Annotated in this window: 27 protein-coding genes and 1 pseudogene; 18 read left to right on the top strand and 10 right to left on the bottom strand. The window is 70.0% G+C overall.

Annotated elements, in window-relative coordinates; translation table 11 throughout:
- Nucleotides 1-32: 32 nt before the first annotated feature.
- Nucleotides 33-698: a class F sortase gene (locus AWQ68_RS13605; RefSeq protein ID WP_066940041.1), complete on the bottom strand. Its 666-nt coding sequence runs from the start codon at nucleotides 696-698 to the stop codon at nucleotides 33-35.
- A 1-nt stretch (nucleotide 699) separates the two neighbouring features.
- Complete coding sequence (locus AWQ68_RS13600; protein ID WP_066940038.1) at nucleotides 700-1,023, bottom strand: hypothetical protein; 324 nt, start codon at nucleotides 1,021-1,023, stop codon at nucleotides 700-702.
- Nucleotides 1,024-1,203: 180 nt separating this feature from the next.
- Here AWQ68_RS13600 and AWQ68_RS13595 point away from each other — a divergent pair, with 180 nt between their 5' ends.
- The 3 genes from AWQ68_RS13595 to AWQ68_RS13585 are packed head-to-tail and all read left to right on the top strand — an operon-like array spanning nucleotide 1,204 to nucleotide 3,928.
- Nucleotides 1,204-1,896 carry a response regulator gene (locus AWQ68_RS13595; RefSeq protein ID WP_169808913.1) on the top strand — a complete coding sequence of 231 codons (693 nt, stop codon included), beginning with the start codon at nucleotides 1,204-1,206 and terminating at the stop codon, nucleotides 1,894-1,896.
- Nucleotides 1,893-3,380, top strand: coding sequence for an ATP-binding protein (locus tag AWQ68_RS13590; protein ID WP_245655897.1), 1,488 nt, complete (start codon nucleotides 1,893-1,895; stop codon nucleotides 3,378-3,380). Before AWQ68_RS13595 ends, AWQ68_RS13590 begins: the two co-directional genes overlap by 4 nt.
- Nucleotides 3,377-3,928, top strand: a complete 552-nt coding sequence (locus AWQ68_RS13585) for a hypothetical protein (protein WP_066940035.1) — start codon at nucleotides 3,377-3,379, stop codon at nucleotides 3,926-3,928. Before AWQ68_RS13590 ends, AWQ68_RS13585 begins: the two co-directional genes overlap by 4 nt.
- Nucleotides 3,929-4,087: 159 nt before the next feature.
- Here AWQ68_RS13585 and AWQ68_RS13580 read toward each other — a convergent pair whose 3' ends face one another.
- Nucleotides 4,088-5,167 carry a DUF5685 family protein gene (locus tag AWQ68_RS13580; RefSeq protein WP_066940032.1) on the bottom strand — a complete coding sequence of 360 codons (1,080 nt, stop codon included), beginning with the start codon at nucleotides 5,165-5,167 and terminating at the stop codon, nucleotides 4,088-4,090.
- Between the two features lie 148 nt (nucleotides 5,168-5,315).
- On the opposite strand from AWQ68_RS13580, the gene AWQ68_RS13575 reads away from it, so the two are divergent.
- Nucleotides 5,316-6,170 (top strand): hypothetical protein, encoded by an 855-nt coding sequence (locus AWQ68_RS13575; RefSeq protein WP_066940029.1) that lies wholly within the window; start codon nucleotides 5,316-5,318, stop codon nucleotides 6,168-6,170.
- Nucleotides 6,171-6,403: 233 nt separating this feature from the next.
- Nucleotides 6,404-8,368: an FHA domain-containing protein gene (locus tag AWQ68_RS13570; protein ID WP_084463952.1), complete on the top strand. Its 1,965-nt coding sequence runs from the start codon at nucleotides 6,404-6,406 to the stop codon at nucleotides 8,366-8,368.
- Nucleotides 8,369-8,594: 226 nt separating this feature from the next.
- Here AWQ68_RS13570 and AWQ68_RS13565 read toward each other — a convergent pair whose 3' ends face one another.
- From AWQ68_RS13565 to AWQ68_RS13555, 3 genes are read right to left on the bottom strand one after another with little or no spacing between them, the layout of a single operon-like run.
- On the bottom strand, nucleotides 8,595-9,269 hold the full coding sequence (locus AWQ68_RS13565) for a hemerythrin domain-containing protein (protein WP_084463951.1): 675 nt from the start codon (nucleotides 9,267-9,269) through the stop codon (nucleotides 8,595-8,597).
- 26 nt (nucleotides 9,270-9,295) lie between these two features.
- Nucleotides 9,296-10,048 carry a maleylpyruvate isomerase family mycothiol-dependent enzyme gene (locus AWQ68_RS13560; protein ID WP_066940027.1) on the bottom strand — a complete coding sequence of 251 codons (753 nt, stop codon included), beginning with the start codon at nucleotides 10,046-10,048 and terminating at the stop codon, nucleotides 9,296-9,298.
- A complete protein-coding gene (locus AWQ68_RS13555; RefSeq protein WP_084463950.1) occupies nucleotides 10,048-10,653 on the bottom strand; it encodes a TetR/AcrR family transcriptional regulator in 606 nt (201 codons plus the stop codon). The genes AWQ68_RS13560 and AWQ68_RS13555 overlap by 1 nt, the downstream gene beginning before the upstream one ends.
- A gap of 148 nt (nucleotides 10,654-10,801) precedes the next feature.
- On the opposite strand from AWQ68_RS13555, the gene AWQ68_RS13550 reads away from it, so the two are divergent.
- The gene (locus tag AWQ68_RS13550) at nucleotides 10,802-11,290 is read left to right on the top strand and encodes a thyroglobulin type-1 repeat-containing protein (RefSeq protein WP_066940024.1); all 489 of its coding nucleotides are present in this window, start codon (nucleotides 10,802-10,804) and stop codon (nucleotides 11,288-11,290) included.
- A gap of 22 nt (nucleotides 11,291-11,312) precedes the next feature.
- On the opposite strand, the gene AWQ68_RS45955 is transcribed toward AWQ68_RS13550, so the two are convergent.
- Nucleotides 11,313-13,667, bottom strand: coding sequence for a GH1 family beta-glucosidase (locus AWQ68_RS45955; protein ID WP_066940021.1), 2,355 nt, complete (start codon nucleotides 13,665-13,667; stop codon nucleotides 11,313-11,315).
- Between the two features lie 96 nt (nucleotides 13,668-13,763).
- Here AWQ68_RS45955 and AWQ68_RS13540 point away from each other — a divergent pair, with 96 nt between their 5' ends.
- The 6 genes from AWQ68_RS13540 (at nucleotide 13,764) to AWQ68_RS13515 (ending at nucleotide 18,272) form a co-directional block, all read left to right on the top strand.
- Entirely contained in the window at nucleotides 13,764-14,429 is a 666-nt protein-coding gene (locus tag AWQ68_RS13540; protein WP_066940018.1) for a hypothetical protein, read from the top strand.
- A 520-nt stretch (nucleotides 14,430-14,949) separates the two neighbouring features.
- Nucleotides 14,950-15,480 (top strand): EF-hand domain-containing protein, encoded by a 531-nt coding sequence (locus tag AWQ68_RS13535; RefSeq protein WP_066940016.1) that lies wholly within the window; start codon nucleotides 14,950-14,952, stop codon nucleotides 15,478-15,480.
- A gap of 46 nt (nucleotides 15,481-15,526) precedes the next feature.
- Nucleotides 15,527-16,597, top strand: coding sequence for an isocitrate/isopropylmalate family dehydrogenase (locus tag AWQ68_RS13530; RefSeq protein ID WP_066940013.1), 1,071 nt, complete (start codon nucleotides 15,527-15,529; stop codon nucleotides 16,595-16,597).
- A gap of 67 nt (nucleotides 16,598-16,664) precedes the next feature.
- Nucleotides 16,665-17,558 carry an SAM-dependent methyltransferase gene (locus AWQ68_RS13525; protein WP_066940010.1) on the top strand — a complete coding sequence of 298 codons (894 nt, stop codon included), beginning with the start codon at nucleotides 16,665-16,667 and terminating at the stop codon, nucleotides 17,556-17,558.
- Between the two features lie 218 nt (nucleotides 17,559-17,776).
- Nucleotides 17,777-17,971, top strand: coding sequence for a hypothetical protein (locus tag AWQ68_RS13520; RefSeq protein WP_066940007.1), 195 nt, complete (start codon nucleotides 17,777-17,779; stop codon nucleotides 17,969-17,971).
- A gap of 4 nt (nucleotides 17,972-17,975) precedes the next feature.
- Nucleotides 17,976-18,272, top strand: a complete 297-nt coding sequence (locus AWQ68_RS13515; RefSeq protein ID WP_157545270.1) for a hypothetical protein — start codon at nucleotides 17,976-17,978, stop codon at nucleotides 18,270-18,272.
- Nucleotides 18,273-18,526: 254 nt separating this feature from the next.
- Here the strand turns inward: AWQ68_RS13515 and AWQ68_RS13510 are convergent, their stop codons facing one another.
- Genes AWQ68_RS13510 through AWQ68_RS13500 form a run of 3 tightly spaced genes read right to left on the bottom strand, consistent with a single transcriptional unit; the run spans nucleotide 18,527 to nucleotide 20,594 of the window.
- Nucleotides 18,527-19,522 carry a CU044_5270 family protein gene (locus AWQ68_RS13510; protein ID WP_066940001.1) on the bottom strand — a complete coding sequence of 332 codons (996 nt, stop codon included), beginning with the start codon at nucleotides 19,520-19,522 and terminating at the stop codon, nucleotides 18,527-18,529.
- Nucleotides 19,522-20,055: an RNA polymerase sigma factor gene (locus AWQ68_RS13505; RefSeq protein WP_066939997.1), complete on the bottom strand. Its 534-nt coding sequence runs from the start codon at nucleotides 20,053-20,055 to the stop codon at nucleotides 19,522-19,524. The genes AWQ68_RS13510 and AWQ68_RS13505 overlap by 1 nt, the downstream gene beginning before the upstream one ends.
- Nucleotides 20,052-20,594, bottom strand: a complete 543-nt coding sequence (locus tag AWQ68_RS13500; protein ID WP_066939994.1) for a hypothetical protein — start codon at nucleotides 20,592-20,594, stop codon at nucleotides 20,052-20,054. The genes AWQ68_RS13505 and AWQ68_RS13500 overlap by 4 nt, the downstream gene beginning before the upstream one ends.
- Before the next feature lie 77 nt (nucleotides 20,595-20,671).
- Between AWQ68_RS13500 and AWQ68_RS46165 the strand changes: the two are divergent.
- The 6 genes and pseudogenes from AWQ68_RS46165 to mltG all read left to right on the top strand — a co-directional run.
- Nucleotides 20,672-21,016, top strand: a pseudogene (locus AWQ68_RS46165) (erythromycin esterase family protein); the annotation flags it as partial.
- 31 nt (nucleotides 21,017-21,047) lie between these two features.
- Nucleotides 21,048-21,515, top strand: a complete 468-nt coding sequence (locus AWQ68_RS13495; protein ID WP_084463948.1) for a class I SAM-dependent methyltransferase — start codon at nucleotides 21,048-21,050, stop codon at nucleotides 21,513-21,515.
- A 195-nt stretch (nucleotides 21,516-21,710) separates the two neighbouring features.
- The gene (locus AWQ68_RS13490; protein ID WP_066939990.1) at nucleotides 21,711-22,628 is read left to right on the top strand and encodes an alpha/beta fold hydrolase; all 918 of its coding nucleotides are present in this window, start codon (nucleotides 21,711-21,713) and stop codon (nucleotides 22,626-22,628) included.
- Nucleotides 22,629-22,887: 259 nt separating this feature from the next.
- Nucleotides 22,888-23,343, top strand: a complete 456-nt coding sequence (locus AWQ68_RS13485) for a MarR family winged helix-turn-helix transcriptional regulator (RefSeq protein WP_066939987.1) — start codon at nucleotides 22,888-22,890, stop codon at nucleotides 23,341-23,343.
- Nucleotides 23,344-23,610: 267 nt separating this feature from the next.
- Nucleotides 23,611-24,123: a SigE family RNA polymerase sigma factor gene (locus AWQ68_RS13480; RefSeq protein ID WP_066939984.1), complete on the top strand. Its 513-nt coding sequence runs from the start codon at nucleotides 23,611-23,613 to the stop codon at nucleotides 24,121-24,123.
- The gene (gene mltG / locus AWQ68_RS13475) at nucleotides 24,120-25,058 is read left to right on the top strand and encodes an endolytic transglycosylase MltG (protein WP_066939981.1); all 939 of its coding nucleotides are present in this window, start codon (nucleotides 24,120-24,122) and stop codon (nucleotides 25,056-25,058) included. Before AWQ68_RS13480 ends, mltG begins: the two co-directional genes overlap by 4 nt.
- Nucleotides 25,059-25,125 lie beyond the last annotated feature (67 nt).

The following is a 25,125-nucleotide window of genomic DNA, read 5'->3' as shown; positions in this document are numbered from 1 at the left end:
TGGGCTGAACCCCGATCACCGTCCTGTCCCCGTCATCGAGTCATGAGACGGGCGTAGAGGATGACGTTGTCGGTGTAGTGGCCGCGCCGGCGGTCGAACGTGCCGCCGCAGGTCACCAGGCGCAGGCCCGCGTGGTCCAGGGGGCCGTACACGCGGCGGGTGGGGAACCGGTTCTTCGGCACCATCTCCACCGACTCGACCACGAACCTGGCCACCGAGCCGTCGGCGCGGCCGACCTCGACGGTGTCCCCGGTCCGCATGCGGCCGAGGTCGTAGAAGACGCCCTTGCGGCCTCCGCCGTCGACGTGGCCGAGGATGACCGCCGCCCCGCGCTCGCCGGGGGTCGCTCCGTGCGCGTACCAGCCGGCCTCCTCGGGGTGGTCCACCGGCGGGATCTGCACCGTGCCGTCGGGGTTGAGCCCGAGCCGGCCGAGCGCCACGTGGACGCCGATCTTCGGGATGTCCAGGCGGCGAGGCTCGGACGGCCCGAGCACGGGCGCCGCGGTGGAGGAGATCCGCTCCGCCGCGGCCGCCGTTCCCTCGGCGGTCGGTGCGGTCTGGGCGGCCACGGGCGGCGGGGCCGGAGGAGCGTCGGCCGGGAGGACCCCGCAGCCCACGAACACGGCGCCGGTCACAACGACGGCGGCGGCCGCCACGCCCAGGGCGCGACGGCCGCCGTCCGTCCTCGCGCCCGGCATGTCAGGCACCGGCGCGCGACCTGCGGCGCAGCGTCAGCACGCCCATCCCGGCCCCCGCGGCGAGAAGGGCGGCACCCGTAGGAACCAGCACGCTCGCGGTGTCCGAGGGGCCGCCGCCGGTCTCCGGGGCGCCTCGCGGCACGAGCCGAGGGCGCGGAATCGGGGCGGCCTTCTTCTCGCTCGGGGAGGTCGGCACGGGCGAGGGGAAGAGCGACGGCTTGGCGGCCGCCGGCTGGGTGTCCGCCATGGCGGCGGAAGTCATGGGCGCGGCCAGTACGGCGATGCCGAGCGCCGAGGCGGCCAGCGCGGTACGGATGAATCGCATGCGTCCTCCTTGCGTGGCGGCGTGGCGGGAGGATCCCCGCGACCCGCACGCCGGTCGTTGATCAGGAACGACGTCGATGCTGGCAGGGGAATGTCCGCCGGCCATGACCGGAATGTCATGAGCATGTAATGGATGTCGGCATTCGCAGGAAGAAGAACCGGCGTACCGGATACTTGACGAGTGGCCCGGGTGATGCTGATCGAGGATGACCACTCCGTACGGGAGAGTCTGCGTCTGTCGTTGGGCCGGAACGGGCACGACGTCGAGGCCGCGCGGACCGGTGAGGAAGGACTTCGCCGCCTGTCCGCCGCCCCCGCCGACATCGTGGTGCTCGATCTGATGCTTCCCGGGCTCGACGGATTCGAGGTGTGCCGCCGCATCCGCGCCGGGGGTTCCACGCCGATCGTCATGCTCACCGCCCGCGGCGACGACCTCGACGTGGTCAGCGGCCTGGAGGCGGGCGCCGACGACTACGTGGTGAAGCCGGTCCGGCCGCGCGTGCTGGAGGCGCGGATCCGCGCGGTGCTGCGGCGCGGAGGGCCCGCCGAGACGCCGGCCTCCGCCTCGGCCGGGCCGGAGACCCACGGCGACCTGACCATCGACCGGGGCGCCCTCACCGTGTCCAGGGCCGGGGTCCCGATCGCCCTGCCGCCCATGGAGCTGCGGCTGTTGCTGGAGCTGTCGGCGGCCTACAACCAGGTGTTCAGCCGCCAGCAGCTCCTGGAGTCGGTCTGGGAGCTCGACTTCCTCGGCGACTCCCGGCTGGTGGACGCGTGCGTGCAGCGGCTGCGCGCGAAGATCGAGGACGTCCCCTCCAAGCCCCGGTACATCCAGACGGTGCGCGGGTTCGGATACCGGTTCGGCCCCCTGTGAGGCGAGATCGCGGGAACGGCCGGCTCCCCGTCTGGGTGCGCGGGCTGCGCCCCCGGCTGATGATCGTCTGCGTGCTCCTCGCGGTGCTCAGCGCCGTGACCGCCGCCGGGCTGGTGTACCGCCAGGCGCGCGACCTCATGCTGGCCCGTACGGAATGGTCGCTCGTCAACGAGTTCCGGCTGCGCGTCGCGACGCTCACCGAGAACATGCAGCACCCGCCGGACCGGCCGGCGCTGCAACGGCTGGCCAACGGCGTCGCGCCCTCGTTCCTGGAGGCGACCGGGGCCGCCGCCTACCGGGGTGGGGGACTGGTCGCCTCGGGTGACGACACGGGCGCGATCACGTCCGAGCTGCGCCGTACCGTCCTCGACCGCGGCCGTCTCTTCTACCAGCGCGTCGTCAGGTCCGGCACGCCGTACCTGGTGGTCGGCACGCCGGTGGTGCTCGGCAAGCAGGCCACCTCGTCGGGCGTCGAGGTGTACCTCGTGCTCTCCCTCGCCAAGGAGCAGCGAGAGGAGGAGCTCCTGGTCACGGCCGCGAGGAACGGGGCGATCCCCGTCGTGCTACTCGCCGTGGCGCTCGCCCTCGTGGCGGCGCGCGGCGTCCTGCGCCCGGTCCGCGATCTGGACCGGGCGGCGCGCAGGCTCGGCGCGGGCGAACTGGACACGCGTCTGAAGGCGACCGGCGGCGACGAACTGGCGCGGCTGGTCAAGACCTTCAACGCCACGGCCGCCGCCCTGGAGGCGAACGTCTCGGAACTGCGGACCATGGAGGTCCAGGCCCGCCGGTTCGTCGCCGACGTGTCGCACGAGCTGCGCACCCCGCTGGCGTCCATCCTCGCGATGGCCGACGTGTTCGAGGAGGAGGCCGGCCACCTGGAGGGGGACCTGGAGCAGGCGGCCCGCCTGATGAACCTCGAAGTCGGCAGGCTGGTCCGGCTTGTCGAGGACCTCATGGAGATCTCCCGGTTCGACGCCGGCGCGGCGAAGCTGGTCCTGGACGACGTCGACGCGGCGGACGCGATCCGCGCCTGCCTGCGGACCCGCGGCTGGACCGGCCGGGTAGGCCTCGATCTGCCCGCGGGCGTACGGATCCGGCTGGACCCGCGCCGGTTCGACGTGATCATGGCGAACCTCGTGGGCAACGCCCTCCGCCACGGTGCGCCCCCGGTCACCGTACGGCTCCGCGCCGAGCCCGAGACCGTCGTCATCGAGGTGCGGGACGCGGGCGGCGGGGTGGACCCGCGCATCCTTCCGCACGTCTTCGACCGTTTCTCCAAGGCCGACGAGGCACGGACCAGGTCGGACGGAAGCGGCCTCGGGCTCGCCATCGCCCGCGAGAACGCCCGCCTGCACGGCGGCACGATCGAGGTGGCCAACCCGCCGGAAGGAGGAGCCGTGTTCACCCTCACGCTGCCCCGCCACCCGCGGCCGCCCCAGAACGACCCCGACGACGCCTCGCCGATCGGGAGGGGCGAGCTGTGATCTTCCGTACCCGCCGCGCGGCGGCGGCCCTCGCGGTGGTCGTCGTGTCGTCGATGGCGGCCGCCGGCTGCGGCATCGCCCCGACCGGCGTCAGGGACGGAGGCGAGCCCGCGGTGGGGTTCCGCCCGAGCGTCCGGCTGTACTTCGTGTCGGGCGCGCGGCTCCGGGCCGTGACCCGCCCCATCCCGTCGCTCACGCTGAAGGAGACGCTCGACCTGCTGCTGGACGGCCCGAGCGCCGACGAGCGCAAACGGGGGCTGCGCACCGACCTGATCGCCGATGTGCACGGGCCAGTCAAGGTCAGCGCGGGCCGTGCGAGAGTTCTGATCACGCTCCCTCCGTCCCGGCCGTATCCGACGGCAAGGCCGGAACTCTTCCCCGCCGAGGCCCCCCGCATCGACCTGTCGATGGGCCAGCTCACCTGCACCGCCGCGGGCGCCGTGGCCGCGCGCGAGAACATCGACCCCGACGCGGTCACCGTCGTCTTCCAGCACAGGGGCATCGGCCAAAACGAATCGTTCCACTGCTCGGAATTCCCCCGAGGCTAGACTCCGCCGCTTTCTCGCGCGTCCCGGTCATCGTCGAGATCCAGGACCGCGACCACGGCTCACTCGGGGATGTCCGCTGCATGTGAACAAATCGTGCGGACGGCCGTGGCGGTGCCGACATGGGCGATGCGCTCGGGCGGGGCGGCGCGCCTCCGGCGGTCAGTTGCTGCAGCACTCCAAGCAGGTGCAGCAGGTACAGCATTCGCAGCAATCGCAGCAACTGCCGTCGCGCAGGTAGCAGCGCTCCTCGGAAGGACGGCCCTTGCGCCTGCTCCACCGGGGCCGCCACAGTCCGCAGGTGAAGAAGGTGCCCACGCCGGCCGCTGACTTGCGCACCCAGCCCGGCTGCTCGTAGGAGGCCGTCGCCGCGTTGTCGGTGAAGGTGCGCTCGATGGCCCGCCGCACCTCGGCGTCGAGCAGCACGTCCACCAGGTGCCGGTCGGCCAGCTCCACCTCGCGCAGCGCCAGGGCCAGCCCGTGCGCGGCGTCGTCGCACAGCCGCCGCGCCTCGGCGCGACCGGTGCCGGTGACGGTCAGCGGGTTGAACGCGCCCCGGGCGTCGTCCTCGTCCTGGTCGGCGACCGCGTCCAGCAGGTGGGCGATGCGGCCGAAGAAGCCGCCCGCCTCGGCCAGCGTCGCGGCGTTGCCCGGTCGTTCGGCCAGCACCGCCGTGTGGGCGAACGCCGCCGCGACGGCCTGCTCGGTGGGGGCGGTCAGCTCCAGCAGTCCGATCGGCCGCCCGTTGAGAGGGAAAGCCGACCCCGCCTGGCGCTCCAGCTCCAGTTGGCGGTCCACGGTCGCGGTCAGCACGCCGACGTCGAACCCGACCCCGGCGGCCAGCCGGGCGCCGCCCTCCTGCCAGCGGGCCGCCAGGCGCGTACGTGCCGCGACCGTGGCGGCGGCGACATCCCCGTCGGCCACCTGGTCACGCATCCGGCTCGCGGCCAGCACCAGCGAAACCCCGGCGGCGAGCCGGGCACCCCGTGCTCGTGCGTCCACCACGTCAGCCGTACGGAATCCGCGCAGCGCGCACGGACCGGCGGTCCGATGCGGCGAGGCCGAGGGAAGCTGCGCCTCGGCGAGCACCGAGATGATCAGCGTGTCGTAGTTGGTGGCCAGCCGGGCCGCCTGACTCTGGCCATCCCGCAAGGTCAGACACAGCCCGCAGAGGTGCGCCCGCCATGCCTCATGCAACGAAGGACAGGAGTGCGCGCTGCAGGGGCGAATGATTCCGAACAAGGGGACCTCGCCGGGATTTGGAACGGTATATCCGTGTGATCGCAGGAATATTACACCCGTACCGATCTTCGGCGGCAGGTTCCGATGCGAATGGTTGTCGGTCTTCGATCATTGTGAACCCGTGAGCGTTTTGGGCCGTCTCAGGGGCATGAGAGGCATCTGGCTCGCGGCCGTGCTCGTGGCGCTCGCCACCTGTGGGACGGCCTCAGCCGCGATCGCTCCCAAAATGCGGTACCAGGCCGACGGGACGGTGCTCTCCAACACCTGGCACGGTCCCCAGCTCTGCGCAATAGTCATGCTCTCCGCGCCGCCCCAGTGCGACGGACTCGACGTCATCGGGTGGGACTGGGACGCGGTCGAGCACTCCGCCCAGGACGGCGTGAGCTGGGGCGACTACCACGTGGTCGGCACCTGGGACGGGACGCGCCTGACGCTCACCGAGCCTCCGCGTCCGGCCAAGCCGCGCCCGGACCGGAGCGGTCAAACCGACTTCACCACACCGTGTCCGACGCCCGCGGGCGGCTGGCGTCCGGTCGCTCGGGAGAAGGCCACTGACAGGGCGTTGGACGCGGCGCTCGACAGAGCCCGCGAGCTCCCCGGGTACGCGGCCAGCTGGGTGGACCAGGCCTACCTGGACGAGATCGACGGCTATGACTCCACAGACCCGCGAGACGCGCAGCGATACGCCAACGATCCCAAGCGGCTCGTGCTGAACCTGCAGTTCACCGGCGACGCGACCGCCCGTGAGTCCGCGATCCGCGCGGTCTGGGGCGGCGCGTTGTGCCTGAGTCGGGCCCCTCACAGCGAGGCAGAGCTCCAGGCCCTTCAAGAAAAGGCGACCAAGGAGATCAAGGGCGTGCTCTCCGCCCGGAAAGACGGGCGGGCGGGCAACGTCTTGATCTGGGTCTGGGTGGTCAGGCCGGAGCTCCAGCGCGAGGTCGACGAGAAGTACGGCAAGGGCCTGGTGGTTCTCCACGGCTACCTGAAGCCGGTGCGCCCCTAAAACGCGCCCGGTCAGGACGTTCGCTGCTCCTCGAACACGGCGACCACGTCGTGCGGCCGGCCAAGCGCGCCGTACGTGCCGAAGATGTCCATGTAGTTCCTGAAGCCAGGAGGAAAGAGCCGGAGATCAGGGCTTTCGGCGGCAAACACCCGTATTGCGGACTATTTCCCGGAGTCGCGAAGCGTGACACGATAAATGGTCAACATCGGTTAGCCGATGGAAGGGTGCAGCCCATGCCGCCTGCGATCGTCGGGCATGAAGGTCCTCTTGCCGGACAGCGGTTTCCGATCAGCGACAAACCGATCACCTTCGGTCGCAGGGGCGACAACAGCGTGGTGATCACGAGCGAAAGGGCGTCGCGCTTTCACGCGGAGGTGCGCCGGGAGGCCGACGGCTATGTCGTGCACGACCGCGGAAGCCGCAACGGGACGCTGGTCAACGGAGAACGTGTCACCTCCCACGTGCTCCGCCCCGGCGATGTGATCACCATCGGCGGGGAGGCGTTCTGGTTCGAGGCGTTCGACGAATCGGAGACCGTCATGGACGCCTCCCTGCTCCAGACGGTCGTCGGGTCCGTTCCGAGCGTGGAGCCGGGGCAGGTCATGCGCGTCACCGTTTCGGGTGGCGGCCCCGTCGGGCTGAGCCTCGCCCTGCTGCTCGACCACCTCATGGGGCAGCGGGTGGCCATCACGATGTACGACGGCCGCTGGACCCAGGACGGATCGCGCGTCGTCTGGAAGAACGCGGCACAGGGCAACAACCGGCGGCAGCAGGTCGTGACCGTCCAGAGCCGCCAGTACCTGAACCTTCCGGAGGAGGTCCAGGCGCGGCTGTTCACCGCCGGCTCCTACACGGAGATGTGGCCGGCCGGTCCTGATTCGATTCGCGGCTACAGCCCGCGGAACATCCGGATCGCGTTCATCGAGGACACGCTGCTGGAGATGGCGAACGAGAAAGCCGACCGCATCCGCCTGATCCCCGCCAATTTCGATCCGGTGAAACACCACGAGGCCGTGGTGGGGGACCATGTGTTGGCCATCTGCGAGGGAGGGCGCTCGCGCACCCGCGAGCATTTCACCGACAAGTTCGGCAAGGCCGACAAATCGATCTACTCGCTGGATGGCACGCACGTCCAGGACGTCGTGCTGGGGTTACGGGTGAAGTCCGGCCTGTCGGACCCCATGACCGTCCTGCTGACCGTGGCCCAGAATCGTTTCCTCCTGAACGCGCTGCGCGGCGAGGGATTCCTGAACATGCGCCTCACCGACGAGGAGGCGAAGGAAGTCGTCGGCATCGACCCCGTCCGGCACGTGTTCGAAGAATGCATCGCCTCCAGCCCGTGCCTGATGGCGCGCAACGAAGACGGCGACTTCCACTGCTCGACGCACCGGACGCTTTTCCTGCCCGCCCTGATCAGAGGATCGGCGTTGTGGAAGCGGGCGAAGGAAGGGCTGGTGCTCTTCGGCATCACGGAAGACGACGTGAGCGCGGTCACCGCGTTCCGGCTGGACATGGTGCAGCGCCCGCGGTTCACCGCCCAGTTGCACTCCCCGACGTCGACCACACCCGGAACGTACGGCTTCCTCCTCGGGGACGCGGCCAACGCGATCCACTTCTGGCCGGGGCGCGGGCTCAACAGCGGGTTGGCGTCGGCCATCTCGCTGGCGCGGTCTCTCAACCGCAACTGGCGTGGCAGGCCGTTCCGCGACGCGGACTTCATCCGGCACGAAGCGGCGATGTCGATGCTGCAGTACCGGCACAAGAGCCGCGCGTGGAACGCGATGGTGACGACCGACGAGAACGGGGTCACCCGGGCGATCAAAGACAAGATCGTTCAGGGCATCGACGAGGGCGACGCCGGGTCGGACAAGGACACGGACGTCGACGCCCTGACAGAGCGACTGCGGCAGATCCGCGCTCGCCTGTCACCGCGGATCGCCGGCATGCCCGACGACGCGACCCTCGTCGAGCACCTGCGCAAGCTGAAGAGCGAGACCGTGCGGACCCTGCTGGTCAGCGGCGCCTGGGACACGTTGGTCGTCGGCGGCGAAGAGGTCGACATCGACATCTTCGACCGGCCGGTCTCGCCGGACCCGCCCCTGCCGGACAGACGCCTGGTCTCGTCGCGCGGCGAAGGGCCGCACAGGCGGACCGAGGCGGTCTCGGGAGGATCCGGCGACGCGGCGTCGCCCGGATGACACCTCCCCGGTACGGCGAAGCCGCACGGGCGCCGCTCGTCCATCCGCCGTTCGACGTGGAGCCGTGTGATGGGCGGCAGTCGACGACCTCCTGTGGTCCGTACGCTGTCCAGCCTGGGAGTCGGTTATAGGTATTGCCGGGCTGAACTGGGAAGACGAGCGTGAAGGCCGAAGCGGACCGCGTGCCCGACCCGGCCGGTACCGGGACGACTGCCGAGGACGCGGATCACGGTGTCCCGACCTCCGGGCGCCATCGCGCGGCGGCCCTGCGTCGATACGGGCGGGCGAACCCGTGCAGCAGGAGGAACCGCGGCACCGCCGGGACCTCGCGGACGACGACCTGATAGCCCTCCGCGTCGATGCCGTCGAGCAGCCAGTGCCCCACCATCCCGAGCTGGACGAAGGACTTCGGTTTGACGTTGTACGCCTGGTCCCACGCGTGCCACTCGGCCCGGGTGACGCTCGCCGACACCACTGGCATGGCCTCGTCCACCTCGCGTTCCAGATGCGGCACCAGCACGGCCGTCAGCGCGTCCAGCGCCTCTGCCAGCTCGACGCGCGCGTCGTCGCCGGTCGTGGCCGCGTACCGTCGCCCGGCGGCCGTGAACGCGGCGATCGCCGGGCCGATCCGGCGGTGCTCGGCCTCCAGCGAGTCGAGCAGCGGGCCCGCGGCCGGGTCGCGTTCGCGTACCAGGGGCCAGAGCCCCTCGTCCTCACCGGTGTGGTGGTCGTGCAGAAACTCCATCATCCACACCGCGTGCTCGCCGAGCGCGCGCCGCTGCCGACCGCGCGGGTACGGCTGCGCGGCCAGCTCCGCACGCGTCCGGTCCAGGTCGCGGCGAAGCGCGGCGTGCACGATCGCCATGATCCGCGTGTCCGCCTGGGGGGAATCCGTTCGCATCCCGGTCTCCGTCCGGTGTCTCGGTGTCAGAAGGGCACGGGCTGGGTGAGCAGCCCGGTTCCTTCGCCCCGGCCGGAGAGGATCCGGCAGAACTCGACGGCGTCCAGGGTGATCTCCTCGCCGTCGCCGTCGCCGATGAAAAGGCCTCCCGCGGGGCCGTGCAGGTGGAGCCGGAACGGCCGGCCGTGACGCCGCGCCCACTCGGCCGCCACGTCCGCCACGATGCGGCCGTCATGGTCCGGCGTGAGCACCAGAGGGCGGCCCGTCGCCCGGGCGATGTCGACGCGGTGCATCCATGTGTCGCGGGTGTAGATGACGTCGTACAGGTAGCCCAGCGGCCAGGTCTCGGTCACTCCTGCGACGTCCGACTTGAACGGCAACCGGCGCAGCGGCGCCGGCAGCCTGCGCCGGGCCCGGGCCGCACGCGGCGCCGTGGCGACGAGCCGTTCGACCAGCAGGGACGTGCTCAGATGGGCGCGTTCGGCGACCTGCACCTCGGTCATGCCGTCGACGAGCGGACGGCCGCCCGCCGCCCGGCCGCCCGCCCGGAGCTGGTGAACCAACTCGCGCGGGGAGACGATCGACTCCATCGCGCCCAGAACGTGCGCGACCATCGCGCGCACGTCCCAGGCCGGGCAGTCGGTCTGCCTGGTCCAGTCACCGGTGTCCAGCGATCGGACCAGGTCGACGAAACGCTCGTTCTCGGCCGCCGCCAGCGAGGCGGCCTGTGTGCGATCGAGTAACGGCACCGACTCGATCATCGTCGCGCTGTCGGGCATCAGCGGACCTTCCTTCGCGTACGGGTGTTCATGTGAGCGAGGAACATCTCCATGGCCTCGTCGAGCAGCTTGAGCCAGCGATCGCCACCCGGGTCGTTGGAGATCTGCTGGTCGGCCAGGCCGGTGGTGAGCGCGGTGAGCATGTCCAGCGCGTCGGGGGCGGTGATGCCGATCTTCACCAGCTCCGCCCGGAGCGACTCGAGTCCCTCGACCGCCAGGGCGTACGACTCGGTGGACGGCTCGAACCCGGGAATCGTGCGCTGGAACATCAGCTGGTAGCGAGCCGGGTCTTCGACGCAGAAGTCGAGGAACATCCGGGCACCGGCCCGCAGATCGGTCAAAGCGTCGCCGGTGAGGTCGAGCCGCGACACCCGCCCGAGGAACTCCCGGCAGCCCTGGGCGTACATGGCGTCATAGATGGCGTGCTTGGACGCGAAGTAGGAGTACACCGACGGCGGGCGCATCCCCACCTTGCGCGCCACGTCCCGCAGCGTCAGCCCGGCCAGGCCGTCGGCGCGAGCGACATCCCAGGCGGCGTCCAGGATCTCGGCCTTGGTCCGCTCATGTCGTTCGGCTCTTCTATCGCGAGTCGGTTCTCCTAACACGATTAGGACTATCACACGCCGTTAGGAGATGGTCAAGAGCCGCCGGTGGAAGCGGGTCGGGGCTCCAGGCCGCGGAAGCGCCGCCGCGTGGCCGGCTCGCCGCCGAAGATGGCCGGGTCCAGTCCTCCGTCATCGCAGAAGGAGCGCAATGGTCATCCAGGGACGCGTGTTCGCCCTCGCGGCCGCGGCGGCGGCTCTGCTGCTCACCACCCCTACGGCCCACGCCTCGGCGTCAGTGAGAGAAACAGGGCCGTGCGCCGCCGAACTGGCGGCGACTGCCGCCCTTCCTGGGACGTACACCCCGCAATGCACCGGCAAGGGCTATTACGAGGTGATCCAGCACCACGGTTCCACCGGATACAGCTGGTGCGTGAACCCGGTGACCGGAGCGAAGATCGAGGGAACAGAAGTGGCACCGGGGCGGGGCCGGCCGTCATGCGGCACCTGCCTGACCCAGCTCGCGGCCTCCTACGAACACCCTGTCGTCGGCGCGTACCGGCCGCAATGCGACGGCAACGGCGACTTCAGCCGACGCCAGGTCAACGCGTCCACCGGCATGGCCTGGTGTGCCGACCCCAAGACCGGCCAGAGGATCGGCAACGCGGTGCGGAACGACGGCACTCTCAGCTGCCCCTGAGATGCCTGCGCGCAGGCGTGGGTCACGTCGTGGCGCGGACCACCAGACGAGTGGGGAGCACGACGGAGGTGGTGTGCCGGCCGTCGAGGCGGGACAGGAGCAGGCGGGCCAGGGCCAGCGCCTGGTCCGCGGTGGGCACCCGGACGGTGGTGAGCGGCGGGGTCGTGCAGGAGGCGGCGTGGACGTCGTCGAAGCCCACGATCGCCAGGTCCTGGGGCACCCGCAGCCCCGCCTCGCGCGCCGCCTCCAGCGCGCCGATCGCGAGCTCGTCGGAGGTGGCGAACACGGCGTTCAGGTCGGGATGGCCGGAGAGGAGCTCGCGGGCCGCCGCGACGCCCGACTGCCTGTCCGGACCGGCGAGCGCGATCGCCGGCCGCAGCCCGTCCTCGTGGAGCGCCGCCAGGTGCCCGGCGAGGCGGTCCTGCACGGCGACGAGCTCCATCGGCCCGCAGATCACGCCGATCCGGCGACGTCCCCGGTCGAGGAGATGCCGGGTCGCGGCTTTCGCGCCGCCCGCGTTGTCCACGTCCACGTACGGCACGAGGGAGGCGATGGCGGGCCGGCCGAGCAGCACGATCGGCACACCGGTACGCGCGAGGCGCTCGGCCAGCGGGTCGGGACCGTCCGGAGGGACGAGGACGACCCCGTCCACCTGCCCCGCCTCCACGTGCCTGATGATGCGCCGATGGCTCTCGGCCGTGTCGGCGAGCATCAGCGTGATCTGCTTGCCCGCCCCCTCCAGGACGCCGGTGACGTACTGGACGACGGCGGAGATCAGCGCGTCGCCGCCGTTCCGGGGGATGGACAGGACGAGCGCGACCGAGTCGGTCCGCTGGGTGACGAGGCTCCTGGCGGCGGCGTTGGGCACGTAGCCCAGCTCCTGGACCGCGCGTAACACGGCGGCGCGCGCCTCGGGGCTGACCGACGCCTCGCCGTTGACGACCCGCGAGACCGTGGCCCGGGAGACGCCCGCACGGGCGGCGACGGTCTCCAGCGTGGGCCGTCTCGGCCGCTCCGCGCCGAGGCCGTTGCGCTTGATGACGTCGCGGTACCACAGGGCGCTGTCCTTGAGCAGCCGCCGCTGGGTGGTGAAGTCGACGTGGACGATGCCGAACTTGCGCCGGTAGCCGTCCGTCCACTCGACGCAGTCGAGCAGTGACCAGAGCAGGTAGCCGCGAACCCGCGCGCCCTCGTCGAGCGAGGCGCGCAGGGCGCGCAGGTGCTCCTCCAGGAAGCTCATCCGGTCGATGTCGTGGACGCCGTCGCCGGCCACGACGTCGACGAAGTCGGCGCCGTTCTCCGTGATCATCACGTCGGTCTCGGGGTACTCCTCCGACAGGCGCCGCAGGACCAGGGAAAGACCGCTCGGCATGATGGGCCAGCCCATCGCGGTGACGGCCGTGGGAACGCTGCAGAAGAGGACGCCCTCGCTGCCCGGGAAGGCCGGCTCCGCCGGAGCACCGGGCTGGGCCCGCACCACGATGGGCGTGTAGTAGTTGACGCCCAGCAGGTCGATGGGCCCGCCGATGGCGTCGAGGTCGCCGTCGTGGATGTGGTCGAGCCCCGCGACCTTCTCGACCAGGGGCAGCAGGTCGGCAGGGTAACGGCCGCGCAGCACCGGCTCCAGGAACTGCCGATTGTGCAGGGTGTCGATCCGCGCCACCGCCTCGGCGTCCTCCTCCGGAAGGTCGAGGGACACGTCAGCGAGCTGCGCGGGAGTGAGGACGGGCGAGAGGTTCACCACGACGCCGGCCCTGGCGGCGCCCTGCGCGCGCAGCGCCTCCAGGCCCAGCCCGTGCGCGAGCAGCATGTGGTGGGCGCCGACGAAGGCGTCCGCCGCCGACCGCCGGCCCGGGGCGTGCACGCCCGAGGCGTGCCCGAGGAAGGCGGCCACCTGCGGCTCGTTGAACGTGAACCAGGTGTCCACGCGGTCGCCGATCCGGTCGTATACGACACGGGCGTAGTCGGCGAAGTGATGGGCCGTGTCGCGCGAGGTCCACCCTCCGACGTCTTGGAGCGCCTGGGGCAGGTCCCAGTGGTACAGGGTGGCGTACGGGGCGATGCCCGCCCGCAGCAACTCGTCCACGAGCCTGTCGTAGAAGTCGAGCCCCGGGTCGTTGACCCGGCCGCGCCCCTCCGGAAGCACCCGCGACCAGCTCACCGAGAACCGGTAGGCGGCGATGCCCAGATCCTGCATGAGTCGGACGTCTTCGGCGTAGCGGTGGTAGTGATCGCAGGCCGGGTCGCCGTACGCCCCGCCCGCGAAGGTGTCCCAGATGGACGGGCCCCGGCCGTCCTGGTCGGTGGCGCCCTCGATCTGGAACGCGGACGTGGACACTCCCCAGACGAAACCCTCCGGGAACGAAGCGGTGCGCATCTACGCGAAACCCTCCAGGCGACTCGGTGCGCCTAGTCTGCCACCACACCGCGAAGTGAGGCCGGGCCGTACGAACTGATCGTTTAGGGTGCGGGCATGACGGCCGATCACGACGACCTGACGCCGCTGCGCGACCGCCCCTGGGCGGAGCTCTCCCACCGGCAGGCGCTGGCCGAGCTGGTGCTGCTTGGCTGGACCCCGTGCGGCGTCGGAGACTGGGCCGTGGGACTGCGCTCTCCCGGCGGGCACCTCGCCGCGCGGGTCTGCCCGTTCGACCCCGCGTACGCGGCCTTCCTGGAGCTGTGCCGCCGCTGCCCGGGTAACCCGTACCTGCCCCGGGTCGCCGTCGAGGCCGCGCTCGACGGAGGAGGGACGCTGGTCGTGCTGGAGTTCCTCGCCCCGCTGGACACGGCGGCCGAGGTCGTACGGCAGTGGCGGGACGGTGGCGGCGACGCGGCCCTGGCCGAGGTGCGGCGCACCGCGACCGAGATCGACGCCGAACGGCGGGAGACGGTCCCCTGGTGGGACGGCGTCGACCTGAACACCGGCAACGTCCGGCGCGCCCTGGACGGCCGCGTCGTTCTCATCGACGTGTTCTGCATGGACGGCGCCGCGCTGTACGGCCAGATCCTCAAGGACGCCACTGTCGTCCGCGACCAGCTTCCGCACAGCCGGTACGCGCTGGACATCCCCTACATCGCCAGGGAGAGCACTCCCGACGAGATCCACGCCCTCCGGGCCGCCTGGACCGCGGGCGCCTGACCCGCCACAGGAAGGTGGCCCTCCCGCTGACTGCGTACGTCGCGGGATCTGGACGTCCGGCTGCTCGCGTCCGGACGCGCATGGGGCCGGCCGGTGCTCACGAGGTCGGGATATAAATCCACAGAATCGCGAATTTTGCCGCATTTCGCATCGCCCTCGGGGTGGCGCTCGGCTGAAGCTGGGATGCGAATCGACGAGATATTTCAGACTTTATGGCATCTGTTCTGTTCGCCGGTATTGGTGGCATTTTGGGATGTAAAGGGGAATCGCGCTAGGAACGCGCGGGTAATTTTTTGGCATGGTATTTTCCAGTCGGAATCCCGATTGCGGGTTCCATCAGATCTGGCGATTCCCCTGCCGGGTTCATCCGGCAGGGGAATCGCTTCCTCGATGTGGTTCTGTTGTTCGAAACGGGCAGGGGCTTGTCCGTCGCCTACCTCGGCCGAGGAAAGCGAGAAGCCGCTCCCTTCAAGGAGCGGAGGAGTCACTTCTGCTGGCGACCAAAGAAAGGCGACAAGAGATGCGGCAGGCGGCTCTCGATCGAGTAAAGCTCATCTTCACCCTGCTCGACGCCGACGGCACCGGCAGTCTCGAAGCCGAGGACTTCGAGCTCATGGCCACCCGCGTGGTGGCCGCGTCCCCCGACTCCGGCGAAGCGGCCAAGGCGGCCATGCTCGCCGCTTTCCGGCGCTACTGGACAACCCTGGCCGCCGAACTCGACGCCAACCACGACGGCCGGATCACGTTCGAGGAGTACACCGCGTGTGTGCTCTCCCCGGAGCGTTTCGACACGGCGCTCACCGACTTCGCCGAGGCGCTGGCCGCACTGGGCGACCCGAACGGCGACGGCCTCATCGAGCGGGGCCTCTTCGTGGCGCTCATGACGGCCATCGGCTTCGAGCGGGCGAACATCGAGGCGCTCTTCGACGCGTTCCAGCCGTCCGACGACGACCAGATCGAGGTCTCGGTCTGGGCCGCGGGCATCAAGGACTACTACAGCCCGGAGAAGGCGGGAATCCCGGGCGACCATCTGGTCGCGGTCCGGGGCTGATCGCGGCCGCCGCCCCGACGCATCGGCCTTCGACAAAGGAGCACAGGTGGAACCAGTCATCGGACTCGCCGTCGGCGGGGGAACCGGCCCAGAACTCGCGGCCGTCTTCGAGCGCGTATTGGGCCGGATCACCGACGTGTATTCGGTCGGCATCGGCATCACGCGGTCGGAAAGGGTCTATCACTCGTATTCGTCGGTGAAGGCCGATGCGGCGGTCGAGCGGATCCGCGAGCTCACGCGAGAGGACGCCGACCACTACGCCGAGTTCTGCCGCGCGCAGGCCGCTCTCGGCGTCCCGGCCATATTCCGCACGGCGATCAACGCCCAGTCGCTGTACCTCGTGCGCCGACGCCTGCAGGCGGTGAAGGCCGACGTCATCACCGCCCCGGACGCGTCGCTGCTGCTGGTCCGCGACGAGGCCCAGGGCTTCTACACCGGTGAGAACACCCACGTTCCCGGTGCGCTCATCCGCACGATGGCGTTCAGCCGGGAGATCACCGAGAAGGTCATCGCCTTCGCGGTACGGCGCGCCCGACAGGAGTGGCCGGACGGCGAAATCGACGAGATCATCATGGCCTACAAGTTCCACCTGCTCGACGGCGCTCTGGACGAGTGGGTGGCCGAGAGTGCCGCGCGGCACGGCGTCGAGATCCGCCTGTCCCAGCCGGACACGGTGAACCGCAACCTGATCGAGCGCGGTCCGCGCCCCCGCACGTTGATCATCGCGGGCAACGAATGGGCCGACATCATGCACGTGGTCCTGCTGGACCGCTTCGGTGCCGAGCGCCAGGAGAACCGCTGCACCGAGAACGTCTACCTGCACTTCGAGGTGGCCGGTCTGGTCGAGTACCAGACCGTGCACGGCTCGGCCGACGACCTGGAGGGGAAGGACGCGGTCAACCCGGTGGCGACCGTACGGGCGGCGGCGACGATCGCCGAGCGGCACGGGGGCTGCGCCGGGGCGGTGCGGATGGTGGAGCGCGGTCTCGAAACACTCCGCGGTCGCGGCATCGGCACCCCGGACCTCGGGGGACGCCACTCGACCACCGCCGTGGTGGACGCGCTGCTCGACGTGCTGGAGCCGGAGGGGCAGCGGATCCTGGTGACGGAGCCGTGACATCCGTGGAGAGCATGGCGCTGGTCGTCGTAGACCTGCAGAACGACTTCTGCGTCGAGGAGGACGCGTGCCGGCCGCGCAGCACACCGGTGTCGAAGACGGCGTCGGCCTGACCGCCCTCATGGTCGCCGCCGCGCGGGCGATCGAGACCCACCGGCCCGACGCCCTGGCCCGCGACACCTACGCCGAGCACTTCGTCCGCGCGGCCGAGGCGTCCGCGGCCTGGCCGGTCCGCCCGGCGGAGGTGCCGGACGGCGACGCGAACCCGTTGTGGGGCAGGCTGGGACGGTACTTCGGGCTGCGTACCCGGGTTTTCGACGACTTCCTCGTCCGCCCGGCCCACGCGGGCGTCCGGCAGGTCGTTCTGCTCGGCGCGGGCCTCGACACGCGGGCGTTCCGGCTCGGCTGGTCACCGGACCACACCGTCTACGAGATCGACCGCGACGGCGTCCTGGCGTTCAAACACGACGTGCTCGACGGCCTCGCCGCCGTCCCGACGGCCACGCGCCGTCCGATCGCGGTCGATTTGAGCGGGGACTGGGTCGCCTCGTTGGTGAGCGCGGGCTTCGACCCGGCCGCGCCGGCCGCCTGGCTGGCCGAGGGCCTGTTGCTCTATCTCCCCTCGGCCGCCGAGCGGCGGCTCATCGACACCGTGGACCGCCTGAGCGCCGACGGCAGCTCGATGGCCTTCGAGGTCAAGCTCGGGACGGAGTCCCCGGAGGTCCGCGCCAGCCCCGTCTACGCCGCGACCCGGCAGCAGATCGGCGTCGACCTGCTCGCCCTGTTCGACGGGGAGCCGCGCCCCGACTCCGTCGCCTCGCTGAAGGCGCGGGGCTGGTCCACCGCCGTCGCCACCCCCTTCGACTTCGCCCGCCACCTCGGTCGTGGTCCACTCCCCGAGCCGGACGACGCCCTGGCGAGCAACCGCTGGGTGTTCGCGTACAAACCCGCCGACCGCTGAATCGTCCTGCGCAGGCCCTCCACGCCGGCGGCGTCGGTTACCCAGGTGCTCCACCGGTTGATCCGTCCGTGGGCGCGCTCGGTGGTGACGCGGTGGGCCGGGCCGCCGGGGATCAGTGCGGTGCAGGCTGAGATGGCCGCCTGCAGCAGGTTGGCCCAACTACGCGACTACGAAATGGCTCTGTCCTGATGGTGACGCCCTGGCCTAATCCTCTTTCGATGCGTCTCATCGCCGTCGGTGCCTTCGTGGCAATGGCCGCGGCGGCGACTCCCGCGTACGCCGCTGCGCCCGCCGGCGACGTCGTGGTCAACGGCTCGCTGGACAACGGGGTCAAGGGCTGGTGGGCCTCCAAGAACACCCCGATCAACGTGACGGGCGGGCGGTTATGCGCCCAGGTCCCCACGGGGGGGTGACAACGTGTGGGCCGCGATGGTCGGGCAGAGCGGCATCGCCGTGGCGGCCGGGAAGACGTACCGGCTGAGCTTCAAGGCGCCGGCGACGCGGACGGTGAAGATCAGGTCGGTGGTCCAGGGCAGCGGTGAGACGCACACTGCGATCGTGGACGGCTACCCCGAGGTCGGCACCGGGTCCAGGACCTACGCCTACCAGAACACCGCCAAGACCTCGGACCGGGAGGCCCAGGTGTTGTTCCAGTTGGGCGGTGCGGACGCGCCGTACACGCTGTGCCTGGACGACATCCTGCTCACCGACTAGAACGCCGGGCGCAGCGGTCCGGCCGTCCTGGCGCAAGCTCCGGCGGACCGCTGCGTCATCCATGTTCTCCGTTCGGCTTCCAGTGGCTCGTGCCGAGTGGCCTGCCGGACGTTGTCGTGCGGAACGGTTCCTTCGGTTGGGGTACGTCGTCCGTAGAGCATGTGGTTCCGAAGTCGGGCTTTCCTCCATCCCGATTTCGCCCACCGGACACGTCTCCTGGGCCGGCGTGCACACGTGCCGAACTGGCGGGGCGGCTATGAGAATGAACTCTGCGCGGGTGCGGGGTCGTCGGTCCAGCCCAGCCGCTTGACCACGTATGCCGCGAATGTCGCGCCGGTGCCAGACAGCTCCTTCTGGATGGCGAGGAGTTCGCCGCTGTCCCGGTCGATGATGATCTGCTCGCGGGTGGGCGCCTTGCCGTATGTCAGTGCGATCCCGGTGCGGCCGTCGATGTCGATGACGTTGTCCTCTACACGTACGCCTGGCAGGCCGGCGAGGACCCGGTAGAGCGCCGCCCTGGTGGCCGGGGTGGTCTCGGCGTTGAGGAGGAGCCATGGGCTGGCGCCCCAGATCCACGTCTCCGGGGTGTCCTTTAGGCTGGCGCCCCAGATCGCCTCCGGGATGTCCTTGTCGTTTTGGGGGACGTAGACGCTCAGCAGCTTGGCCTTGAGCGCTTGCGGTTCGGCAGGCAGCTCCATCGCGGGACTCACCGTCAGCTTGAGCGGGGTGAAGTACCCGCCGACCATCTCGCAGCGGTCGCACAGATCGGGCGAGCCCGCGTTCCTCCACGCCTGTTCATCGGCGGGCGTGCGTGGTTTGGCGGAGATTTGCGCTTGCTGCGTCCGCGCCCCATGCTCTCGGCTCAACCAAAGCACATCCCTGCGCCGGCGCTCGACGGTATAGGCCGGGGTTCTGGTCCACTCCACCTGCGTCATGTCCCGCCGCCACCAAGCACCGGTACCCGGGGGTTGTGCGGCCAGCCGGTCCGCCGCCGCGGCGAGCACCGCGTCCGGCGGCACCGCGGCCGTCTGGATACCGGACCCGTCGGACCCGCCCACCAGGGGCGCCGCCACGAAGCCGCCGGTGATCACCATGCTGACCGCCGCTGCCGCGAGCACCACCTTCGGCCAGACCCGCCGGCGCTGCCGTCGCGCGCCGCCCAGCATCCGGGCGCGGGCAGCCATCATCGTGGCGTAGTCGGCGGGCGGCACCTGCGGCATCACCTCGTCGATGAGCTGGAACTCCTTCATCACACCTCAACTCCCAACGCATCACGTAGTTTGGTCCTGGCCCGGCTCAGCCGGGAGGCGACGGTGCCGTACGCGATACCAAGCGCTGCGGCCACCTCGTCGTAGGTCAGCTCGCCGTACGCGACGAGCAGCACCACGTCGCGCTCACCGCGCGACAGTCCGGCCAGCGCGGCCGAGAGCTTCTGTACGGTCACCCGCGCCGTGACCCGATCCACCACACGCTGGTCATGGCTGTCGTCGGCATCGGATGGCTCCGATCTGGCCAGCGCCCGGTAGCGTCGCAGTTCGGCACGCCGGTGGCTGCCGATGAGGTTGGTGGCGATGCCGTACAGCCAGGGCCTGATGCCGCCTTTGGCGGCGTCGAAGCTGTCACGTCGGCGGAAGGCGATCAGGAAGGTCTCGGCGGCGAGGTCCTCGGCGATGTCGAGGTCGAGGCGCCGGCCGATATAGCGGCGTATCTCCTCATAGTGGGCGTCGAAGAGGGCGGAGAATCGCTCAGGATCGGCGACCGCTCCGTCGAGGAACGTGGTCATGCAGGGTCACTCTCGCCGGGAACGTCTGGACACCAGTGATTGCCCGCTCCCGGCCGACCCTTCCATCCGGGATCACAGGAGGCTGAGGTGCCGTGCCTCAGTAGCGGGGGGACGCCGGGTCGCGGCCTTCCTGCCGGTCCTCGGCGGGAAACACGATCGCGCTGGCCAGGTGGAGGGGTGCGACCAGGCGCGGGCTTGTTGCCCCACCTGGCCGCGAGCACCTCGCGCATGTCGTCCATCATCTCCGCGAGTTCGTCGTGACTGAGCCAGAGCACGCCCTGCCGGTAGCCCACCAGGTCGGCGGTCGGGTCGGCTCCGTCCCGGTCCAGGTAGGCGCTGAACTCGGCGTGCACCGCGGCCATGGCCGCGGTGAACCCTCGGCGGTGGTCGTCCAGGGACATCGAGGCGGCCGCGTCGGCGTCGATCCTCGTCTGTTCCCGGCGTAGCCGGTAGTGGCGTTCGACGGCGCCGCGCACGCGCTGTTCGCCCGCGACCTCCAGCACTCCCGCCTCGGCCAGGAGGCTGACGTGCCGGTACACGGTGGTTTTCGGGACATCAGGCAGCCGCGCGCACAGGTCGGCAGTGGTGTGGGTGCGCTGCCGCCGCCTCCCCGGAACCGTCCGCGTTCTCCGCGCCTGCGGCCATCGCCGCCTATGGCGCGCTCGCAGTCGAGACCAAAGACGCGCTCACGGCGGGCCTTGCCGATCTCGCCGCGCGTATGACCAGCCGGCGCCTGGGCTACATTCGGCAGACCACCGTCGATGCCTACGAACGTGCGCTCCGTTCGCTGCGTATCACTGTCACGCTCGACAGCGTCGCCCGCGCCATGGTCCGCGGCGACCAGCAGGCAGCGATGTGCAACCGCGACGCCGCGATCGCGGACACCGTCGAGTGGATCCTGCGCAGGGAGGACCGCATCGTCCTGGCCGCCCACAACGGCCACATTCAACGCCGACCAGGCACCATTCCCGGCAGGCCTCCGATGACCCCCAATGGGTATGCACCTCGCCGATCGGCTGGGCGCCGAGCGCGGGGATTGGGCCGAATCGCTGGTGAGCGCGGGCTTCGACCCGGTCGCGCCAACCGCCTGGCTGGCCGAGGGCCTGCTGCTCTATCTCCCGTCGGCCGCGGAGCGGCGGCTCATCGACACCGTGGACCGCCTGAGCGCCGACGGCAGCGCGCTGGCTTTCGAGGTCAAGCTCGGGGCGGAGTCTCCGGAGGTGCGCGCCAGTCCTGTTTACACCGCGACCCGGCAGCAGATCGGCGTCGACCTGCTCGCCCTGTTCGACGGGGAGCCGCGCCCCGACTCCGTCGCCTCGCTGAAGGCGCGGGGCTGGTCCACCGCCGTCGCCACCCCCTTCGACTTCGCCCGCCACCACGGTCGCGGTCCACTCCCCGAGCCGGACGACGCCCTCGCGAGCAACCGCTGGGTGTTCGCGTACAAACCCGGCCTGCTCTGAATCGCCCTGCATGGTGGGCAACCCGCGTACGCTGCACTGCCCCCTGACTCCCGAACGGCGATAGGGGCTCATCCCGATTCGCCGTTGGCGCACGACTCCCAGACGTTCTCATTTCAGATTATTTGACGCGAGTAGGATTTCTCCATACTGTCTCACTTCAGATGGTCTCATCTCAGAACATATTGAGGAGTAGTCATGGCGGTAGCACTGTCCAACGTGGACCTGGCCGACTCCCTGGAGGGCGACTTCTCCAGCCGTCTCGCTGAGGTCAACGGGGTCCGTTTGCACTATGTGGAAGGGGGGCAGGGTGACCCACTGGTGTTGCTGGGTGGCTGGCCACAGACCTGGTGGCAGTTCAACAAGGTCATGCCGATGCTCGCACGCCGTTACCGGGTAATCGCCGTCGACCTTCGCGGCATGGGCGGCTCGGACACGCCCGCGAACGGTTACGACAAGAAGACCATGGCCCAGGACATCTACGGACTGGTGCGGCACCTCGGCCACGACAGGGTGTACGTCGCCGGCCACGACATCGGCGCCATGGTCGCCCAGGCGATGGCGGCCAACCACCCGCAGGCCGTCAAGAAGATCGCCCTGCTGGACGTCCACCACCCCGACGAGACCATGTACGGGCTGACGCTGCTGCCGCAGCCCGACCAGCATGTTGACGGCGACTTCACCGCCGGATCCCGGACCTACCTGTGGTGGTTCGCCCTCAACCAGGTCCGCGAACTGCCCGAAAGGCTGCTGGCCGGGCGTGAGCGTGACTGGATCGATGCCCTCTTCGACTACCTGCTTCTCGACCCCGGGTCGATCGGCGAGCTGGACCGTGACCTGTACGCCGAGGCCTACTCCTCTCCGGAGGCGATCCGGGCCGGCAACGCCTGGTATCAGGCGTTCATGCAGGACATCGAGGACGAGAAGGGCTATGGGCCGTTGACCACCCCGATCCTGGCGCTCGGCGGTGACCGCAGTAATTACGCCTACCTGGCCTCGGTGCTGCCGGACAAGGGCACCGACGTGCGAGTGGTGAAGATCAAGGACAGCGGCCACTACCTGGCGGAGGAACAGCCCGAGGCCGTCGTCCAGCTACTCACCGAGTTCTTCCTCTGACCGACCACGCCGTCGGCCCGCCCGCGATCACATGTGGGGCGGGCCCGCCGAGCCGACAGGGGCCGGCAGCTACAACCGCGGACCGAACGCGGCAGAGCGGCAGCGCTCCTGCGCAACGGGCCGGCCAGTTCACCCTCTACATGGGACTGGCCGCCGCACGCGACCGCTGCATCGAAACCCCGCATCGCACGCCCGCGCGCCGAGGTAGTCTAGATTCAGAAAATCTGAACTCAACCTTTATTGGCCGAGGGAACACACGATGAAGGTGCGTCCGCTGCGCGAGAACCTCATCTCGCTGTTGGCGATCACCGCCCACGTCTCCAAGCAGATCCAGGAGCAGCACCTGGCGGAACTGGGCCTGAGCGTGCGCGGACACGCCGTCCTCACCGCCATCGCAGAGGGCGCACCCACCCAACTTGCCATCGCCCACAAGGCGGGCCTCGACAAGAGCACCCTGATTCCCGTTCTCGACCACCTCGAACAGCAGAAACTGATCGAACGGCACCCCGCCCCCGACGACCGCCGCGCCCGCATCGTCACCATCACCGACGCCGGGCGCCGCGCCCTGACCCGCTCGTGTCGGACAGTCATCAAGGTGGAAGACGACCTCCTCGCCGATCTCACACCCGCCGAGCAGGAACAGTTCCGCACACTGCTGCAACGCATCGTCGAAGGACGGATGGCCGACCTCACCGTTCCCGGCTCCTGTCTCTAATGCGCCGTTCGCAAACGTTCACCGGGGTTGAGGGAGCGGAGCGGAGGAGAGCGAGGACCGGTGCGAAGGCCCAGCGAAGCGGGCCGTACGGCAGGCGTTCTCCCTATGGAAGCCGCACTGGCATCCGCGTCGACGGGTGGTTCAGGGAATCGACCGTCCAAGACGCAGGCCGGTGGCACCCGGCTCTGATTCGGATCGGTTCGGCGATGTCGGCATAGATCCGCGCGCGGTCCACGTCCTTGCTTGGTGAAACTGCGAGGAGGACAGGTGGATCCAGGATTTGAGGCGGACTTCCGGGAGTTCGTCATCGATCGATCGGGGGCGCTGTTCCGTACCGCGTACTTGCTGACCGGTGACCGGCACACCGCCGAGGACCTGGTGCAGTCGGCGCTGGCGAAGACGGCCGCGAAGTGGCGCAGCCTGCGCGATCCCGCGTCCATCGAGGGTTACGTCCGCCGTGTCATGTACCACGAGCAGGTGAGCCGGTGGCGGCGCCGTTCCCGCGTCGTGGAAGTGTCCACCGGATGGCTGCCCGACCAGATCAGCGGGGGGCACGCCGAGATGGTGGATCTTCGCCTGATGATGCGTACGGCTCTCGCCCGGCTGACGCCCCGGCAGCGGACCATGCTCGTGCTCCGCTACTTCGAAGACCTGTCCGAGACCGAGATCGCCCGGCTGCTCGGCCTCAGGGTGGGGTCGGTCCGTAGCCAGATTTACCGGTCGTTGGAGCGTCTGAAGAAGGCGGCGCCCGAACTGAGCACCGTGAGGGAGTTCGGATGAACATCGAGGATCTGCTGCGCGAGACTCTTTCCGACATGGCCCATGAGGAGCAGCCACCCCCGCCTGGCCGGTTCCTCCCCGTCAACGGGAGCCGATCCCGTCGCCGCAGCCTCGCGCTGGCGGCGGCGGCAGCCGTCACCGTGCTGGCGGTCGGATCCACGCTCACGGTCCAGAGCTTGTCCTCCGGGACGGCGGCTCCCGAGGTTCTCACCGGGCAGGGCTCCGGCGAGACGCGCGCGGAGAACCGGATCACGGTGAACGAAGGGCTGCGGCTCTCCAGTGTCTTGACGGATCTGTCCGCCGCCACCGGCAAGCCGCTGGAGGAGTTCCAGCGGGCCGCCAAGGACGGTAGGGCGCTCGGCCTTCCCTCCTACGCCAAGGGCGCGCTGGAAGGGTTCGCCTTCCCGGGCACCTACGACGTCTCGCCCACGTCGAGCCCGGAGGAGATCCTCGCCGCGATGGTGACGCGCTTCGGCCGCGCCGCCGAGGACACCGACTTGGTGGAAGGCGCCAGGCGTCTCGGCCGTACACCACTGGAGATCATGACCATCGCCAGCATCGTGCAGGCCGAGTCGCACGACAAGCGCGACATGCCCAAGGTCGCGCGGGTTGTCTACAACCGGCTGAACCGCACGCCTGAGATGAGACTGCAGCTGGACAGCACGGTCCTGTACGGCCTGAACACGTTCGGCATCAGGGCTTCGAACGAGGATCTCAGGAGCCGGTCGCCGTACAACACCTATGCGCGCCTCGGACTGCCGCCCGGTCCCATCTGCAACCCAGGTGAGGACGCCATCAGGGCTGCCCTGAACCCGGCCGCCGGCCGCTGGCTGTACTTCGTGGTGACCGACCCGAAGAAGGGCGTCACGAAGTTCGCCGACTCCGAATCCGAGTACTTGAAGCTGGTGGAGGAACACCACAGCAGGACCAGGTGACTCGGTCGCTGGACGAACCCCGTACCTGCCGTCGAATCACGATGACGGCAGGTACTCCTGGTCGGAG

Origin of the sequence: Microtetraspora fusca, assembly GCF_001570365.1 — a bacterium.
Taxonomy (GTDB): Bacteria; Actinomycetota; Actinomycetes; order Streptosporangiales; family Streptosporangiaceae; genus Microtetraspora; species Microtetraspora fusca.
The sequence above is the reverse complement of the archived record's forward strand: the minus strand, read 5'-3'. Positions and strand labels throughout refer to the sequence as shown.